Genomic DNA, 16,520 nt, shown 5'->3' on the forward strand with positions numbered 1-16,520 from the left:
TTTTATTCCTAAAATGTCCTGCTATATCGAATCAGGCCTCCATATGGAATTTTGTACCTTATGGTGTAAAAAAAACTGAGTACGGGGGTATCCCTGTGCTCAGTTCTTTTTTAATTCCAGTACATCTTTTAAGAAGTTTAATCTCTCTTTAGCATTATCCTTAGTTATGATGTCAACCCCAGTATCAATCCTTTTTACGATGTTACCTCCTTCTCCCATTGGATAATGGTATTCTAAAAGTCCTTATACTCGCTATTCGTCCTGCATTACGAGCAATCATGGCTTTTACATACAGCACAATAGAAAAGGTTAACCAGGAATTTGGCTAACCTCAAATTTGAGTAATAAAAATAAAGAAATAACCAACATTAACAGATAGTTTAGAAAAAATACATCTGTTATTTTACATAATTACATAACCTACCGATATTCTCTACTTCCACAGATACAAAGTCGCCTGACCTCATTGGACAACTACCAGAAGGTGAACCAGTAGCTAACACATCACCTGGCTCCAGTGTCATAACCTGTGAAATCCAACTGATGAGGAAAGGAATGGAAAGTGACATCTGGTTGGTATTACCCTCTTGTACGACTTTGCCGTTTAATGTTGTAACAATTCGCAAATTAGTTGGATCTATGCCCTTCACAATACACGGACCCAATGGGCCAAAAGTATCAAAGCCCTTGCCGCGCGTAAACTGGGGATCAGCTTTTGTAAGATCTCTTGCAGTCACATCATTAAATATCGTACAGCCAAACACATAATCTAAAGCTTCTTCTTCTTTTATATTTTTGCCGCGCTTCCCAATAACGAGCGCCACTTCTCCCTCCATTTCTACCTGACTGGTTAAATCGCTTGATGGAAGAATGATTTCCCCCTGATTTGGAATCAAGGATGATGCCGGTTTTAAAAACAAAAACGGTTCTTTGAGATTAGCCTTCCCGCCAGTCTCTTTTGCGTGTTCAGCATATGTCCATCCAAAATTAACCACTTTCGAAGGTGCTACAGGCTCCAAAATTTTTACATCACTATATTTAACTGTTACACCATCGTATTTTAGTTCATTGTTTGCAATTTCAGTAAAAGTACTGGATAATTGTAAAATTTCGTCATCCTCAACAATTCCGTAATACACTTTACCGTTATGATTCTGATAACGAACTATCGTTTGTGTTTTTTGTAGTACCGGCATTACCGCACCAACTCCAACTATAGATTAAATAATCGCAGATCCTCCAACAAATTCCAGATCCGTATGAACCATAGTAAAGATATGCCAAATACGGATCTATGTTTGAACCATTTTCTTAAGACTAGGATTTCTGTCTTGATCTATTCAAGAATTTTTGTAAGTGCTAGACTTTATTCTATGAATTGGGCTTCGTCAAATTCACTTTTCATTTTGGAAAAACTATCATTACAAATGCACCAATAGGTAAGAATTTCATAAAGATGTTCACTAGATGAAATAAGACATCAAACACCCTTTGTATCATATTTACAAGATACGATGTTATCGAAACACTTACTTGATGAATTTTACTTGCTCGCTAATTAACTCATATTGTTCTTCCTTCTTTTTATTGAACTCCACCTTATTTTCTTCATAGATGTTATTTCCTTCTGCATCAATGGAAACAATAAGGGGACCGAACTCATTCACTTCACATACCCAAAGAGATTCAGGCATTCCAAGGTCTTTCCAGTGTACTTCTCTAATTTGCTCAACCTTTGTTGCCGCATAAACAGCATTTCCGGCTGGAAAGACGAGATGCAATGCTTTATGGGTCTTGCATCCTTCTTCAGTGTTCTTCCCCATTCCACCTTTTCCAACAATAAGTTTAACACCTGTTTCTTCGATAAATTCCTTTTCAAACTTTTCCATTCTCATGCTGGTTGTGGGACCAATAGAAACTATCTCGTATTTTTCATTTCCAAGATCTCTAACAATAGGGCCAGCGTGGAAAATGGCTTTACCCTTAAGATCTACAGGTAATGGGATTTTTTCTTCAATGAGTCTTCTGTGAGCAACATCCCTGCAAGTAACCAGTGTACCGGTTAGGTAGATGATGTCTCCAATTCGTATATCTTTAAGATCTTCATCTTTTATCGGTGTTGTTAGTACCTTCTTACTCATAGTGTAACCCCCTCATGAGTGCTAATTTCATAGTTCAAATTGCTGTCAAAGGTGATCTTTCCTCTTCGATGGGACCAGCATCCTGTATTCACTGCAACTCCAATAGTAGAAGGATGTCTTGCCGTATTCACAACATTTACACCCATGACAGATTTAGATCCCTTAAGCCCCTGAGGTCCAAGCCCAATAGCGTTGATTCCGTCCTCAAGAAGCTTTTCCATCTTGGCAGCGTTTTCATTTTCGTTATGACTCCCCACAGGTCTCATAAGGGCTAGTTTTGAGTTTAAGGCTGCTGTTTCAACAGAAGTACCGACACCAACACCGACTAAAAGGGGAGGACAGGCATTGATTCCATAACTTGTCATACGATCAAGTACAAACTTTACCACACCTTCATAGCCTTCACCGGGCATAAGAACTGTTGCCACTCCAGGAAGGGTACATCCGCCCCCTGCCATATAAGTATAGATTTCTACTTTGTCACTGTCTTCTTCAATCTCCCAGAAGATACTAGGTGAACCGTTGCCGATGTTCTTTCCTGTATTGTATTCATCGAATGTCTCTACAGAATTGTGTCGCAAAGGGGTTTCCTTGGTTGACTTATATACGCTATTCTTTAAAATGCTATCTAACTGCCCAATCAAAGGGAAGTTCTGTCCACACTTTACAAAAAACTGAAGAACTCCTGTGTCCTGACATGAAGGTCTTTTTAACTCATAAGCCAACTTCTGGTTATCAAACATGGTTTTGTAGATGATTTTTGCAAGAGGATTATTTTCCCCTTCACTCAGCTCTTTCAGTTTATTTTCCACATCGTCAGGGAGCTTGTAGCTGACAAGGGATATAAACTTTGACATCTGCTCAGTCATCTTTTCTATCTGCTGTATTTTCTCTATTTTCTTGATTTCCACCAATTTCTCCATAATAACTCTCCTTATTATTTATTTTTTAGTTTAGTTCCTTAATCGGTTAGTTAAGTAATGATGTGAATAGCTTGTACGTCCATTATTACTCAATGTATACGTTAACGTCAATAGCCTATGTTAAAATTTAATATGATTGCCATTCTAAAAAACTGATCGAGGAATAAATAATTTGGCTACACATTGTATGAAACCTTTTATTTAAGGCGTTTTCATCAGATGCATCCTATATTCTTTAAATTTAAAACGAACATAATCTTTAATAACGTTTTTTAATTTAATGTATACACTATCACGAAATTAAAGTAATGAATTCTAAAAGAGCATGAATCAACAAAGGATAGAAATAGGTGATGAAGATAAGAAAAATTCAAATTGTTTGTACTATTGGATCCGCAAGTGGGGATTCACCTATTTTGAAAAGATTGATTTTGTCTGGAATGAATGGGCAAGACCTCAATATCCAATTATTGATGTCATATCTCTCAGAGATGTAGTTCATTAATAAATGTTGATTTGAGAGATCTATTCAACCCCTTTTGGGCATTCACATAATGCCGACCCAATCACATGCATTAACGTATGCATTGAAGTGAAATCTAATTTATTTTTCAAAATGATCATTATCAGATAATTCCTTTTATTTATTGATTTAATCTTATATTCGGTGTCTGATTTTATATACAACTAGATAAATTCAAAATAAAAGCATTGACATTAATGTATACATTAAGTGATAATCGTTGTAAGGGTTTTCATAAAAAAATAAACACATATTCAATACAGGGAGGTTAACAAAAATGTCTAATAAACGTATCTTTCGTATAGCAACTATCCCGTGAGATGGTAATAGATAAAGAGGTGGTATAAGGGGAGGCTGCCTAATAGATCGTCTAGGTAAAATATCCAATTATAGATTTGTTAATTAAATTTTAATATACAAAAGGATTAAAGTAGAATATTTAAGGTTTGATGGTGGGAAGTTTCCGAATCTAGATCAGGATAAGAAGTTTTCATCTAATCCGTGACCTTTACTGAATTTAGATTTGTGAACAGATTATTTGTTATGCTTTTGATAGTGCCCGCACTTGCAAAAGAGGGAAAATAACCAGTGTAACCAAGAATAATAATCGATAATACGTTTGAGTTGGTATCTTTTAGGGAGAAATTTTAGGGGGGAAGTTTATGAATGCTCTTACGCAAGATTCAAAAACGGTTACTAAAAAAACCAATGTACGTTATTTAATTTTAACCATTTTGTTTATCACTACCGCGATCAACTATATTGACCGTTCAGCACTTAGTGTTGTTGCCCCTGTAATGACCAAAGACCTTCATTTGGATGCAGTGTCAATTGGAATCGCCTTTTCTGCATTCAACTGGGCCTATGCCTTTATGCAAATCCCAGGGGGATGGATGCTGGACCGATTTGGTGCGCGCATAGTTTATGGTATAGGCTTAATCATCTGGTCATTGTTTACATTCTTTCAAGGATGGGTTGACGGTTTAGTGATGTTATTCGTATTAAGATTCATTGTAGGGATCGCAGAAGCACCGTCGTTTCCGGGTAACAGTAGATTGACCGCTATGTGGTTTCCTCAGCATGAGCGTGGTAAGGCAGTATCCATCTATAATTCTGCTCAATATTTTGGAGTCGCACTGTTCACTCCGGTAATGGCTTGGCTTTTGCAGACTCATGGATGGCAGATGGTTTTCTATGTGGCAGGGTTTGCTGGAATTGTGGTGGGGCTCTTTTGGTTTAAGTTCGTTCAAGAACCAAACAAGCATCCGAGAGCGAACCAAGCTGAAATTGACTATATTAATGCAGGCGGCGGCTTGGCGAATACAGGGGATAAACCAATTAAAATCAGATGGGCTCATGCCAAACTGCTGTTGACCAACCGACAAATGATTGGAATCTATATTGCGCAATTTTGCCTGAATACGATGCTTTGGTTCTTCCTTACCTGGTTCCCTACGTACCTTGTACAAGAAAAACATATGTCCATGCTTAAGGTTGGCTTTATGGCGTCGCTCCCTTATGCCGGGGCCTTTATTGGAGGGCTTGTTGGCGGATACCTATCCGATTTTCTGTTAAAGCGTGGGAAATCCCTCACCACAGCACGTAAAACTCCGATTATCATCGGATTCTTGCTTTCAAGTATTATCGTCCTAGCCAATTATACATCATCAGCAGCACTCATTATGCTTATCATGTCAGTCGCCTTTTTCGCTAAAGGGATGGCTGGTGCAACTTGGACTCTAGTTGGCGATATGTCTCCAAAAGAAATCATTGGTTTGAGTGGTGGAATCTTTAATACGTCAGGTAACATAGCCGGTATCGTGGTTCCTATCATTGTTGGATATATTTTGAGTGCAACGCATTCCTTTAATGCAGCATTATTTTTTATTGGTGGAGTCCTGTTGGTCGGAGCATTATGTTACATCTTCGTTGTGAACAAAATAGAGCGGATCGAATTACCCCCCGAATTAAAAGAGGAAGAACAACCTCTATTAAAAGTGCAGGCATAATGAAAATTCCAGAGGATAAGAAAGGCTGGCCTATTGTATTGGTTAGTCTTTCTTTCATATTTTCCAGCAATAAGGGAAACTCAGTATTGGCGCGAAAACTCTTATGTAAATTTGTTATTTATGATGAAAGTAGGAAGCTAAATGATTAAAAAAATGGAACATACCGCTATCATTGTTGCCAATATGGATCATGCTATTCAATACTACTCAGACATGTTTGGATTTAAAGTTCGCCTTCGAGGATCCTCTAACACAAGAGAGATGGCATTTTTATATCTGGAGGATCAGCCTAGCATGGAAATTGAGTTCATTCGAGATATTGATCCTATAGGTGAGTATAACAAAAGTGGGATCGTTAACCACCTTGCTTTTGCAGTAGAGGATATTAATCAAGCCATTAGCTATTATGAAAAAAAGGGAATTAAATTTTTATCGAATCAACCAAACTCAACACTTGAAGGCGGTCTTATGATTTTATTTTATGGACCTAATGGTGAATTACTACAATTGATAGAACGAGCAAGAAATTAAATTTATTTAAATAGAATTTCTGATATTAAATAATATCCTGTTTTAAATCTTTTTGGCACTTATCTTGTCTTTGAGCTGGAGTGCTGGCCGGGGGACAGAGCTTACTTATTGTTCCTATCTGGTTAGTAATATTTTCAACAAAATAGCATAGCACAAAAAGGGCTGTAGAGATTTCTAAGAAATCTCTACAGCCCTTTTCTTTTATAAAAGATGTATTATCTTACCTAAGAAAGAGACTCTCTATTATGGTTCACTTCTAGAGATCGGATAACCTCTAAAATTTCTTTGCGCGCTCTATAACGATGGGATTGTAACATGATACGTGCAGCTTCCGGTTCACCTGTTCGCATAACAGTAACAATGGCCTTGTGATCCATGATAGATTGTGTTGGTCTAGGTCGAAGCTTAATTGTATATAATCTGGCACGATATAGTTGATCAGATTGACTATCCATAATCCCTCTTAGTCGTGGGTTTTGGGCCAAGTCGACAATGAATTGATGAAATTGCTCATCAAGAGTAGTCCATGCCAGTAGATCTCCTAATTCTAGTGCTTTTTCTTGTTCCTCAATTAAACGATCGAGTTGATCTAATTCTTCAGAGGTGGCGCGCTTGGTAGCTAGGCTGCCAGCAATACCATCAAGCGCTTCCACTACCTCATAAATTTGTTGGAGATCATCCGCAACAATGGGTGCCACAACAAACCCACGACGCGGTATAAGACGTACCCATCCCTCCATCTCTAAACGTACGAGGGCCTCGCGAACAGGCGTTCTGCTCATGCCCAAGATTTCAGCCATTTCCCTCTCCAATACTGTTTTTCCTGGGGGGAGCTGAAGTTGTCGTATGGCATGGCGTGTCGCTAGATAAGCACGTTGTGGCAAACGTGATTCCCCCATTTCATCTAAACTAGATAAAATTGAATGAATGTCTAGAGAAAGGGAGGATTGATCCGGTTCTTCCAAATTAACATGAGCTCTTGTAGATTCATCTGGCGTATTCATACTATAAACACACTTCCCAAAAATTTAATTTAATCATATTGTCCTGAGCAAAACAGTTCTTAAATTAATAAATACGAGAAACTTCTGCAGTTCTGCTGCACTATAATTATATCTATATCTTCTTCACGAATTCAGATTTTAATTTCATCGCGCCAAAACCATCAATTTTACAATCAATATCATGATCTCCATCAATCAAACGTATATTCTTTACTTTTGTACCTATTTTTACGACTAATGAAGTTCCTTTTACTTTCAGATCTTTGATTACTGTTACAGAATCACCATCATTTAAGATATTTCCATTCGCATCTTTGATGACTTTTGTATCCTCATTAGCTTCAGCCTCTAATTCTAAACTCCATTCATGAGCACATTCTGGGCAAACAAAAAGGCTTCCGTCTTCATAAGTATATTCTGAATTACATTTTGGGCAATTTGGTAAATTGGACATGTATTCAATGCTCCTATCTGTTATAGTTAATTTTATCCTGTAAGACATTGTTCAATCAAACTGTACACGATCCATTAAAATATATAAATAAACACACTAAAGCGGACAAACCACCTATCCTACCATCAATCTATATTAACACAAGCCCTCATTCTTTCCCTCTAAAATTTTTCAACAACATCAATCGGAAATATTTATAATCATGTACAAGGAAACTATAAGATGCTATAGGTCAAAATGATTTATTTGCAGTAAATGTAAAAAGAAGTAATATCCTTTACCCAGCTGAATAAAGACATTACTTCTTTTTGTTTTTCCTTAAATTAGAAAACACTCGCATTGGAACGGAGAAAATAATTCAAAGCATGGAAATCGATATGCACGTCGCAAGGGAAGCTGTCCTTTGTTATATGGATAAGCCCTCATTGAAACCACGTTGTTTCTCCTTTTCATTCACTGGCCAATCTTCCAATGTATAAGCCATCTCCCAAAACGAGTATTCATATTGACTGCTAATAATAAAATGTTGTTTCATTCGTTCTTTGTCCGATTCTGTCACAGTTTCAGCAATGGCATCTAGTCTGGCGATTTGTTCTTCTACTAAAGTACGGAACCAGTCAGAACCATAAGCGGCAATCCATTCTTGATAAATAGGCTCCTCCGGCTTCGATTCCTTCAAATGCTCGCCAATTTCATAATAAAGCCAATAGCACGGCAAGATTGCTGCGATAATATCCCCTAAGTGACCTTCATATGCGGCACGATACAAGTGAGATGTATACGCATAAGCAGTCGGTGCAGGAACAAAGGTATCTTTGTCTTTTTCCGTAATCCCTAACTTTTCAGAAAAATTCCGATGTAAAGAAAGCTCCGCCTGATATGTATTTTGTGCATGATGTGCCATGCGTCCCGTCGTTTGTAGATCAACTGCTTTCGCTGCCCCTAATGCCTGCACTTTAGCAAAATGGCTTAAATAATAGGAATCTTGCAGAACATAATAACGGAAGCACCTTAAATCTAAACTTCCTTCTCCTAACTTTGTCACAAACGGATGATGAAAACTCGCTTCCCAAATAGAATTTGCTTCTTTGCGCAACAACTGAGAAAATGACATGTTAATCCCTCCTAAGGTGTTAAATAGATGAAAATGCAACATAAAACCCTTTAAAGAAAACTCGCCGATTGGCGAGCCCTGCCTTTGGGCGAAGACAGAGGCGTAGTTGCACTTACACTGTATTCCTAAAATTTCCGACTACGCCGAATGACCTTCTAGCTGGAAATTTATACTTTCTTACAGTGTAAAGAAAACTCGCCGATTGGCGAGCCCTGTCCTTGGGCGAAGACAGAGGCATAGCCCTACTTATACTGTATTCCTAAAATTTCTGACTACGTCGACTTATCTTCCAGCTAGAAATTTATACTTTCTTACAGTGTAAAATAAAAAAACCACTTTTTTACATGCGTAAAGAAAGTGGTTTGGAATTCATTTTAATAACCAAAATGAAAATACAATGGTCCGTCACTCCCACTTTCCTACGCTGGTGTTACCCAGATCAGGTTCTAGGGTCTCAAAGGTCACTTTGATCTCAGCCCTTCAATGGGCTCCCCTAGTGGATAGAGATGCTTGCTATTTATTTTTCATTCTGACATTAACCATATCACAACATTAAAGACAGTCAAGCCTTTTTTAAAGTCAGTACCAATTACTCATTAAGATTTTTATACTTGGGTAAAGAAATCATGGCTTTAAATAAATCTCCATCTATTTGTATAGAAAATTTTCCTCTTTGTATATCAATCAGGCTTTTCGCAATAGATAACCCTAATCCGCTGCCTTGACTTAACCTCGATTCATCGCCTCTTTTAAAACGCTCCATTAATTCGTCTGCTGAGATATTCAGCTCATAGGCTGAAATATTTTTGAAGGTGAGAAGTACTTCATTCCCTAAATCTTCAATATCTATATAGACCCTTGATTGTTTTAGGGTATATTTGAATATATTAGATAACAGGTTTTCTATAGATCTCCACAATAATTTTCCATCGGCCATAATATATACCTTATCCTTAGGGTAATTTAGCTTAAAGTCTAAATCTAAGGCTTCAATTTTGTCATTAACTTCCCCTAGTCCCTGAGTAATTAAAGATATGATATCGATCTGCTCAAGATGTATTGGTATATTCCCGCTGGAGGCCTTTGCTGCCTCAAATAAGTCATCTGTTAGGATTTTTAGCCTTTTAGATTTTTGATCCAGTACCTCGATATATTCTTCTACCTTTGAAGGATCCTTTTCCTTTTTTAATAAGTCAACATAGGTGATAATAGAGGTCAAAGGTGTTCTTATATCATGTGATACATTGGTAATCAGCTCCGTTTTCATCCGCTCGCTTTTTAGTTCGTTATTAACGGCCTTTTTCAAGCCATCAGTGATGCTATTTATATCCGCAGCAAGGCCTGCAAATTCGCCTGTTCCATTAACATTTATACTATGATGAATATCTCCATCCTTTACTCTCTCCACACCTTCCTTGATCGTATTAAATGTCCTGATTTTTTTTAGGGCAAACCAAGCAGCTACGCCAAGGGTGACTGGAAACATAAAAAACGTTAAAGCAACTAATATAGGATATCCGATTACGAGTAATACCGTCTTCACGCCAACGCTTCCGCTATTATATACATCTCCAACAAATTTAAACAGCTTATAAAGCATACGATAAATTAATGTATGTTTTATAAATGTTTTATTCTTAAAATGCTTCACAAGTGATAGAACCAGCATGAGTCCGGCCGCAGCAATAGGAATGGTAATTGGAATAATCAGTTTATCAATCTGATCAAACACACCCTCTACTAATGCAATCCAAAGCGCTATAAGGCCTATGCACAGCACTACATTAACATCGTTATATAACCTATCAATTGCATTTAGGTATACCCCTTGATCCTTAAATGATTTTCTTCCTGCAATAAGTACTAAATACAGAAAAGATAAGATAAGCCCTATTAAAAACCCTGCTAATGTATAGAAGCTTGTTGTGACCTTTTCCTTATTTTCATTCCATTCTTTTATTTTGTGATTTATAAATTCTTCGGTAAAAGCAACATAAACAACCTTGTTTTTCGGGTCCAATCCGTTGATGCTTTCTGTGATCCGATACAAATTTTTATTATCTTTAACCTCTTTTGGGAAAATCTCACTTTTGTATTCCTCAAATATCATATAAGCAGGATAGGTTTTTAACTGATCCTTTTCTATCTTTGGGCTATTTGCATACACATTTACTCCATCACTGATATAATACAATGGCTCTTTATATTCTTCTAAATTCTGCAATAAAGAATGATATTCTCTTAGATCATTCTTTATTAGCGTATCCCTCGCCTGGGATATCTTGTCTGCATATTCTCCCTTAAACTTTTCATAGTTTGCCCCTTCACCTAATTCAGGATTATAGCTTCTCGAATTGGACATATAATCTGAGTATAGATTTTCTTCCTCATTTCTTAATTCATCCTCACTAACAGTCCCGCCGCTTAAAATATGTTCCTCATTCTTATATTCCCCTATTAGTCTTGTGAGATCCCTGATGATATTTTCACTTTCCCGTACATATGCCCCACTCAGGAAGTAGTTGTCCTCAAAAACAATACCAAAATCACCACCGTTTAATACTTCTATCTCTACAAGTTTTTTAATGGCACCTGTAAAACATAGAACCACAAGAATAAAAACAACCACTTTCGTTATAATGAAGTGGCTATAACTTTTCGACTTTATATCCAACTCCCCACACCACCTTCAAATATTTTGGCTCCTTCGGATTTATTTCGATTTTTTCCCTAATTTTTCTTATATGAACTGCTACTGTATTCTCCGGGCTAAAGGATGTTTCATTCCATACCTTTTCATAGATCTCCTCTATAGAAAATACTTTTCCGGCGTTTGCAGTCAGAAGCTTTAAGATCTTATATTGCACTGGTGTGAGATGGACCTCGTCCCCATCAACGGTTATCGTTTTACTTTCATCATTTATGATGAGTCCCCCAGTTCTATATTCATGACTCTTGGCTTCAAGGCTTCCAAACATTGTATATCTTCTCAGCTGTGATTTAACCCTCGCAATGAGCTCTAAAGGATTAAATGGCTTAGTAATATAATCATCTGCTCCTAAATTTAATCCCAATATTTTATCCGTATCCTCAGATCTGGCAGAGAGCATGATTAAAGGGATTTTATAATCCCTTCTAATTTTCGTGGTCGCGCTTATTCCATCCATCTTAGGCATCATAATATCCATGATAATAAGATGTATTTCATTTTCTCCGATTACTTCTATGGCCTCTATCCCGTTAGAGGCTTTGAATATCGTATAGCCTTCATTTTCTAAGTAGATTCCTATGGCATCTACAATTGCCTTGTCATCATCACAAACCAATATGTTCATGAAGGTTCACCCCTATATATGAATCTAAACATAATGTATCACCTCTTTAGTATTCATTCTAAGGGTATGATATCAAACAAATCTTAGCAAATCCTTTATGTAAATCTTAAGATTTTCTTAGTATTTTAAAGAAAACTCGCCGATTGGCGAGCCCTGTTCTTGGGCGAAGACAGAGGCGTAGTTGCACTTACACTGTATTCCTAAAATTTCTGACTACATCGAATTCACTTCTACCTGGAAATTTATATGTTCTTACAGTGTAAAGAAAACTCGCCGATTGGCGAGCCCTGTTCTTGGGCGAAGACAGAGGCGTAGTTGCACTTACACTGTATTCCTAAAATTTCTGACTACATCGAATTCACTTCTACCTGGAAGTTTATATGTTCTTACAGTTGTAAAGAAAACTCGCCGATTGGCAAGCCCTGTTCTTGGGCGAAGACAGAGGCGTAGTTGCACTTACACTGTATTCCTAAAATTTCTAACTACATCGAATTCACTTCTACCTGGAAATTTATATGTTCTTACAGTGTAAAGAAAACTCGCCGATTGGCGAGCCCTATTCTTGGGCGAGGACAGAGGCGTAGTTGCACTTACACTGTATTCCTAAAATTTCCGACTACATCGAATTCACTTCTACCTGAAAATTTATACTTTTTTAAGGTGTGAGGAAAGAAAGTTTCACGTGAAACTTTCTTTAGATGAGGCTTTTGTATTTTTTAGCAAGTGCCAAAGACTAAAAAACTTAAGCAGTTATAAAAATGCTTGAGGCCTTTTAGCCACTAATTTATTTTATATCCTTCTTTTATTCCTTTTCTTTTGTTAGGTCATACGGAATTATATTTAGAGGATAGAGAATAATCCTGTTTCACATATTGAAAGGGAATATAAAATGGTTTGTAAGTAGGAGGGTAGAATGTAGAGTAATTATTCATTATGTTTGTATCACAGTCATGTAGTATTTGATTGCTTGTACAAACCTTAGGTCAAGGCACTTGCAGTTATACGGTGTTGCAAGCTATACTCTGTGTGGATTCATGGTGATAGAATGTGAAGAATCACTAGCGTTTATTGTTATTGGTATTATAGTAATAGCTGTCCCACTCGTACACACTTTGTTTGTAGGTTAAAGAGCTATACCACATTTCATCGTTAACCTCAATCATAGCAGGTTCCTCGTCACGTCCAACTACAGCTTCTCTTATTTCGGTTGATTCTTTATTGCTACTGCTACTGTTTTGGCTACTATCTTCACTACTGTTTTGGCTACTATCTTCACTGTCGGTTTGGCTGCTGTTTTTATTATTGCTATCACTTTGGTCATTTTGAGAATTGTCTTGATCTTGTTGGTTATTACTCGATTTGCGATGGTCACAGCACATATTTTGAATGTGGAATATAGAGACATGTAACACTTCATCGTTAACCTCAAGTATAATATGGTTTGTATCACGTCCAACCACAATTCCCTTTACCTTGCTTGGTCCTTTGTTGAATTGAACTTTCCGCCCTTTTAAGCGGTCAATAACATCAACGAAACGTCTGCCTGGTACAATAACTGGATATTTTGAATTTTTGTTGTTGCAGTTATTTTTATTCTTGTTATCTCTTTCATTTTCATTTCCTTCTAAGTCATCAGCTTCCCGGATAAATGTATAGCCTTTAATATGATGCAATGGATAATAGTATACTTGTTCATCACATTGCAATACACAATAGTCCAAGCCTACCCTAAGAAGTGTTCCTTTTCCCCTCTCTGGTCCTCCAAAGTTACATTGCACTGTCGAACCGATCAGAGACTTTAGATTTTTTTTGTATCCGTTTATATCATTGTAAGTTCGTTGATAAAACAAGATAGATTCCCCCTTAAGAAAATATTTTATTCTGTTACTGTTAATATAGGATATTCAATATCCTAGGACAGCATATAAGATACTTGACCATTTTAAAAAAAATGTGCGCACAAAAGCACTCTTGCAAGTATTACAAGAGTGCAAAATTATTAATTACTTAATTTTATGAGTATATCTTCACGATTGGGCATCCGCAATTCAATATAACTAAAAAGAAAGGTAAGCAACTTTCAAATTAATTAATCTCTAATATAAAGTCTTATTTGTATATCCTATAATAAAGAAAACTTGCCGACTGGCGAGCCCTGCCCTTGGATGAAGACAAAGGCGTAGTCGCCCTTATACTGTATTCCTAAAATTTCTCACTATGTCGAATTGTCTTTTAGCTAGAAATTTATACTCCTTTAAAGTGTGAGGAAAAATGTTTCACGTGAAACTTTCTTTAACTGGGACCCCTGTATTTTTTTAGCGAGTACCAAAAACTAAAAAGCTTAAGCAGTTATAAAGATGCTTGAGTCCTCTTAACCACAAATTTGTTTTCTATTCTCCTCCCATTTGACAGGGAAAATCCTTTTTATAGGCAATGGGCCATTTTAATGTCGGATCAATTAAGATAACAATTTTAATTTAGGCAATAGATAGTTATACAAAATTTCCGAGTATGTCGAATTCACTTCTATCCAGAAATTTATACCTTCCTAAAACGTAAATAGAAATCCCTATTAAGGGCCCTATTAATCTATCGTTAATTATTAGGTTCGACGCATATAAGCACGGACCGTAATTGGTGCAAAAATCGCCACTATGGCTGCAGCACCGATAAGGGAGACCGCACAATCCCATCCAGCATTTCCATTGTTGACAAGGTCACGAACGGCAGTAATTAGATGTGAGAGCGGGTTCAATTTTACGAACCATTGGAGCCAGTTAGGCATCGTATCAACTGGAACGAAAGCATTGGAAAGGAACGTGAGTGGGAACAGCGCAAGCATCGATATCCCTTGTACGCTAGAAGCCGTTCGTGCAATTACACCGAAGAAAGCAAAGATCCAGCTAATTGCCCAGGAACATACAATGACCAGCACTCCTGCAATGATAACATTCCCCAGCCCTCCATCTGGCTGATAACCCATGATATACCCCATGGTAAAGGTAAGCACGGTAGCTATGGTGTACCGGATAGTGTCCGCCAAAAGAGCGCCCGCCAAAGGAGCAATTCGTGCAATAGGAAGTGATTTAAACCGGTCGAATACTCCCTTATCCATATCCTCACGCAGTTGGACTCCCGTGACAATGGAAGTCGTTATTACAGTCTGAACAAGGATGCCGGGAATGATGACTGGTAAATAGCTCTTTACGTTCCCTGAGATGGCCCCACCAAAGATATAGGTAAACATTAGGGTGAAGATAATTGGCTGGAGCGTGACGTCGAACAGTTGCTCAGGTGTGCGCCGTATCCTCAGTAAACCTCGATAGGCCATTGTAAATGAATTCCGTACCGTCTGACCAAAGCCCGTGTTGTTTTTCAGTTGGCGATTGGCAAATGACGGATATGATGTATTTTTCATCTTCTTACCTCCTCTACTACGTCCCATTGTTCAGGCACACTAGTTGTGTCTTCCTTCGCACTATGGCCTGTAATGGTCAAAAAGACCTCATCAAGTGTCGGTTTCTGTATACTCAACTCTGCCAGGTGGATTCCAGCCTCACGAAAAGCAATAAACAGATCCGTGACTCGGTCCGCATCTGCCATCGGTGCAATAATCTTCCCACCTTCTGACGACACGTTTGACTTGGCCTGAAGCACCTTTTCAACGATGTGACGAGCCGCCTCAATATCCAGTGGATTTTGGATTCTCAGGTGCAAAGATGAGTTGCCAACAGATGACTTCAGTTCATCTACAGTGCCCTCTGCAACAACGATGCCTCGATCGATCACTGCAATCCTGTCAGCCAGTTCATCTGCTTCTTGTAAGTACTGTGTTGTTAACAGGACGGTTGATCCTGTCTTTACCAATCGGCGAATGGTGTCCCACATTTGATTACGTGTGCGGGGATCAAGCCCTGTAGTCGGTTCGTCTAAAAAGATGAGTGGTGGCTGTGCTATGAGACTGGCTGCCAAATCCAGACGGCGTCGCATACCACCGGAAAAATTCTTCAACGGACGGTGAGCTGCTTCTGTTAGCCCAAATTCCTCCAACAGCTCCGCTGCCTTCCGCTTGGACTCTGCCCTCCCTAGCCCTAGCAAGCGGGAGAAAATGATTAAATTCTCGGTAGCGCTTAGTGACTCATCAACCGAGGCATACTGACCCGTAACCCCAATCAATTGACGCACGATCTGAGACTCCTTTACTACGTCATACCCGAAGATGCGAGCCGAACCTGCATCAGGTCGCAGTAAAGTCACCAGCATTCTAATCGTAGTGGTTTTGCCTGCCCCATTGGGACCAAGTAGGCCATAGATGGTACCAGCCCGTACATTCAAATTTACACCATCAACCGCACGATTATCGCCAAAATTTTTAATGAGTCCGTGGGCTTCAACAGCCCAATCACCGTTGTCAGGAATTGTTCCATGTATATGTTTCATTTCCATCCCTCCTCCATAACTGGCTACATCTTAACAGGCATTTATG

At 38.1% G+C, this 16,520-nt stretch carries 13 protein-coding genes and 1 riboswitch; of the genes, 2 read left to right on the forward strand and 11 right to left on the reverse strand.

All coding sequences use genetic code 11. The annotated features are described in order from the left end of the window. Positions 1 to 398 precede the first annotated feature (398 nt). From AAHB12_RS21370 to ttdA, 3 genes are all read right to left on the reverse strand, one after another. The gene (locus AAHB12_RS21370; protein ID WP_342046971.1) at positions 399 to 1,196 is read right to left on the reverse strand and encodes a fumarylacetoacetate hydrolase family protein; all 798 of its coding nucleotides are present in this window, start codon (positions 1,194 to 1,196) and stop codon (positions 399 to 401) included. Between the two features lie 333 nt (positions 1,197 to 1,529). Continuing rightward, positions 1,530 to 2,141 (reverse strand): L(+)-tartrate dehydratase subunit beta, encoded by a 612-nt coding sequence (ttdB, locus tag AAHB12_RS21375; protein WP_342046972.1) that lies wholly within the window; start codon positions 2,139 to 2,141, stop codon positions 1,530 to 1,532. Continuing rightward, entirely contained in the window at positions 2,138 to 3,064 is a 927-nt protein-coding gene (ttdA, locus tag AAHB12_RS21380; protein WP_246040262.1) for a L(+)-tartrate dehydratase subunit alpha, read from the reverse strand. The genes ttdB and ttdA overlap by 4 nt, the downstream gene beginning before the upstream one ends. 1,185 nt (positions 3,065 to 4,249) lie before the next feature. On the opposite strand from ttdA, the gene AAHB12_RS21385 reads away from it, so the two are divergent. Next, the gene (locus tag AAHB12_RS21385) at positions 4,250 to 5,596 is read left to right on the forward strand and encodes an MFS transporter (RefSeq protein WP_342046973.1); all 1,347 of its coding nucleotides are present in this window, start codon (positions 4,250 to 4,252) and stop codon (positions 5,594 to 5,596) included. 141 nt (positions 5,597 to 5,737) lie between these two features. Continuing rightward, the gene (locus AAHB12_RS21390) at positions 5,738 to 6,127 is read left to right on the forward strand and encodes a VOC family protein (RefSeq protein WP_342046974.1); all 390 of its coding nucleotides are present in this window, start codon (positions 5,738 to 5,740) and stop codon (positions 6,125 to 6,127) included. A 224-nt stretch (positions 6,128 to 6,351) separates the two neighbouring features. Here AAHB12_RS21390 and AAHB12_RS21395 read toward each other — a convergent pair whose 3' ends face one another. The 8 genes from AAHB12_RS21395 to AAHB12_RS21430 all read right to left on the reverse strand — a co-directional run bounded on the left by AAHB12_RS21395 (position 6,352) and on the right by AAHB12_RS21430 (position 16,474). Next, positions 6,352 to 7,131, reverse strand: coding sequence for a GntR family transcriptional regulator (locus tag AAHB12_RS21395; RefSeq protein WP_342046975.1), 780 nt, complete (start codon positions 7,129 to 7,131; stop codon positions 6,352 to 6,354). A gap of 112 nt (positions 7,132 to 7,243) precedes the next feature. After that, positions 7,244 to 7,585, reverse strand: a complete 342-nt coding sequence (locus tag AAHB12_RS21400) for a zinc ribbon domain-containing protein YjdM (RefSeq protein WP_129728658.1) — start codon at positions 7,583 to 7,585, stop codon at positions 7,244 to 7,246. Positions 7,586 to 7,991: 406 nt separating this feature from the next. Next, a complete protein-coding gene (gene tenA / locus AAHB12_RS21405) occupies positions 7,992 to 8,699 on the reverse strand; it encodes a thiaminase II (protein WP_342046976.1) in 708 nt (235 codons plus the stop codon). A 399-nt stretch (positions 8,700 to 9,098) separates the two neighbouring features. After that, a riboswitch (TPP riboswitch) is annotated at positions 9,099 to 9,204 on the reverse strand. Between the two features lie 84 nt (positions 9,205 to 9,288). Continuing rightward, a complete protein-coding gene (locus tag AAHB12_RS21410; protein ID WP_342046977.1) occupies positions 9,289 to 11,373 on the reverse strand; it encodes a sensor histidine kinase in 2,085 nt (694 codons plus the stop codon). Next, positions 11,348 to 12,034 carry a response regulator transcription factor gene (locus AAHB12_RS21415; protein ID WP_129728655.1) on the reverse strand — a complete coding sequence of 229 codons (687 nt, stop codon included), beginning with the start codon at positions 12,032 to 12,034 and terminating at the stop codon, positions 11,348 to 11,350. The genes AAHB12_RS21410 and AAHB12_RS21415 overlap by 26 nt, the downstream gene beginning before the upstream one ends. 1,058 nt (positions 12,035 to 13,092) lie before the next feature. Then, the gene (locus tag AAHB12_RS21420; RefSeq protein ID WP_342046978.1) at positions 13,093 to 13,884 is read right to left on the reverse strand and encodes a hypothetical protein; all 792 of its coding nucleotides are present in this window, start codon (positions 13,882 to 13,884) and stop codon (positions 13,093 to 13,095) included. 752 nt (positions 13,885 to 14,636) lie between these two features. Further along, positions 14,637 to 15,452 (reverse strand): ABC transporter permease, encoded by an 816-nt coding sequence (locus tag AAHB12_RS21425; protein WP_342046979.1) that lies wholly within the window; start codon positions 15,450 to 15,452, stop codon positions 14,637 to 14,639. Beyond that, positions 15,449 to 16,474, reverse strand: a complete 1,026-nt coding sequence (locus tag AAHB12_RS21430; RefSeq protein ID WP_342046982.1) for an ATP-binding cassette domain-containing protein — start codon at positions 16,472 to 16,474, stop codon at positions 15,449 to 15,451. Before AAHB12_RS21430 ends, AAHB12_RS21425 begins: the two co-directional genes overlap by 4 nt. Positions 16,475 to 16,520: the final 46 nt, after the last annotated feature.

It is taken from the genome of Bacillus sp. OTU530 (genome assembly GCF_038440375.1).

Excerpts from the sequence above, each read along its gene's own strand:
- tenA (WP_342046976.1), bottom strand. The coding sequence starts at position 8,699 with ATGTCATTTTCTCAGTTGTTGCGCAAAGAAGCAAATTCTATTTGGGAA.
- AAHB12_RS21390 (WP_342046974.1), top strand. The coding sequence starts at position 5,738 with ATGATTAAAAAAATGGAACATACCGCTATCATTGTTGCCAATATGGAT.
- ttdB (WP_342046972.1), bottom strand. The coding sequence starts at position 2,141 with ATGAGTAAGAAGGTACTAACAACACCGATAAAAGATGAAGATCTTAAA.
- AAHB12_RS21430 (WP_342046982.1), bottom strand. The coding sequence starts at position 16,474 with ATGAAACATATACATGGAACAATTCCTGACAACGGTGATTGGGCTGTT.
- AAHB12_RS21425 (WP_342046979.1), bottom strand. The coding sequence starts at position 15,452 with ATGAAAAATACATCATATCCGTCATTTGCCAATCGCCAACTGAAAAAC.
- AAHB12_RS21395 (WP_342046975.1), bottom strand. The coding sequence starts at position 7,131 with ATGAATACGCCAGATGAATCTACAAGAGCTCATGTTAATTTGGAAGAA.
- AAHB12_RS21385 (WP_342046973.1), top strand. The coding sequence starts at position 4,250 with ATGAATGCTCTTACGCAAGATTCAAAAACGGTTACTAAAAAAACCAAT.
- AAHB12_RS21370 (WP_342046971.1), bottom strand. The coding sequence starts at position 1,196 with ATGCCGGTACTACAAAAAACACAAACGATAGTTCGTTATCAGAATCAT.
- AAHB12_RS21415 (WP_129728655.1), bottom strand. The coding sequence starts at position 12,034 with ATGAACATATTGGTTTGTGATGATGACAAGGCAATTGTAGATGCCATA.
- ttdA (WP_246040262.1), bottom strand. The coding sequence starts at position 3,064 with ATGGAGAAATTGGTGGAAATCAAGAAAATAGAGAAAATACAGCAGATA.
- AAHB12_RS21400 (WP_129728658.1), bottom strand. The coding sequence starts at position 7,585 with ATGTCCAATTTACCAAATTGCCCAAAATGTAATTCAGAATATACTTAT.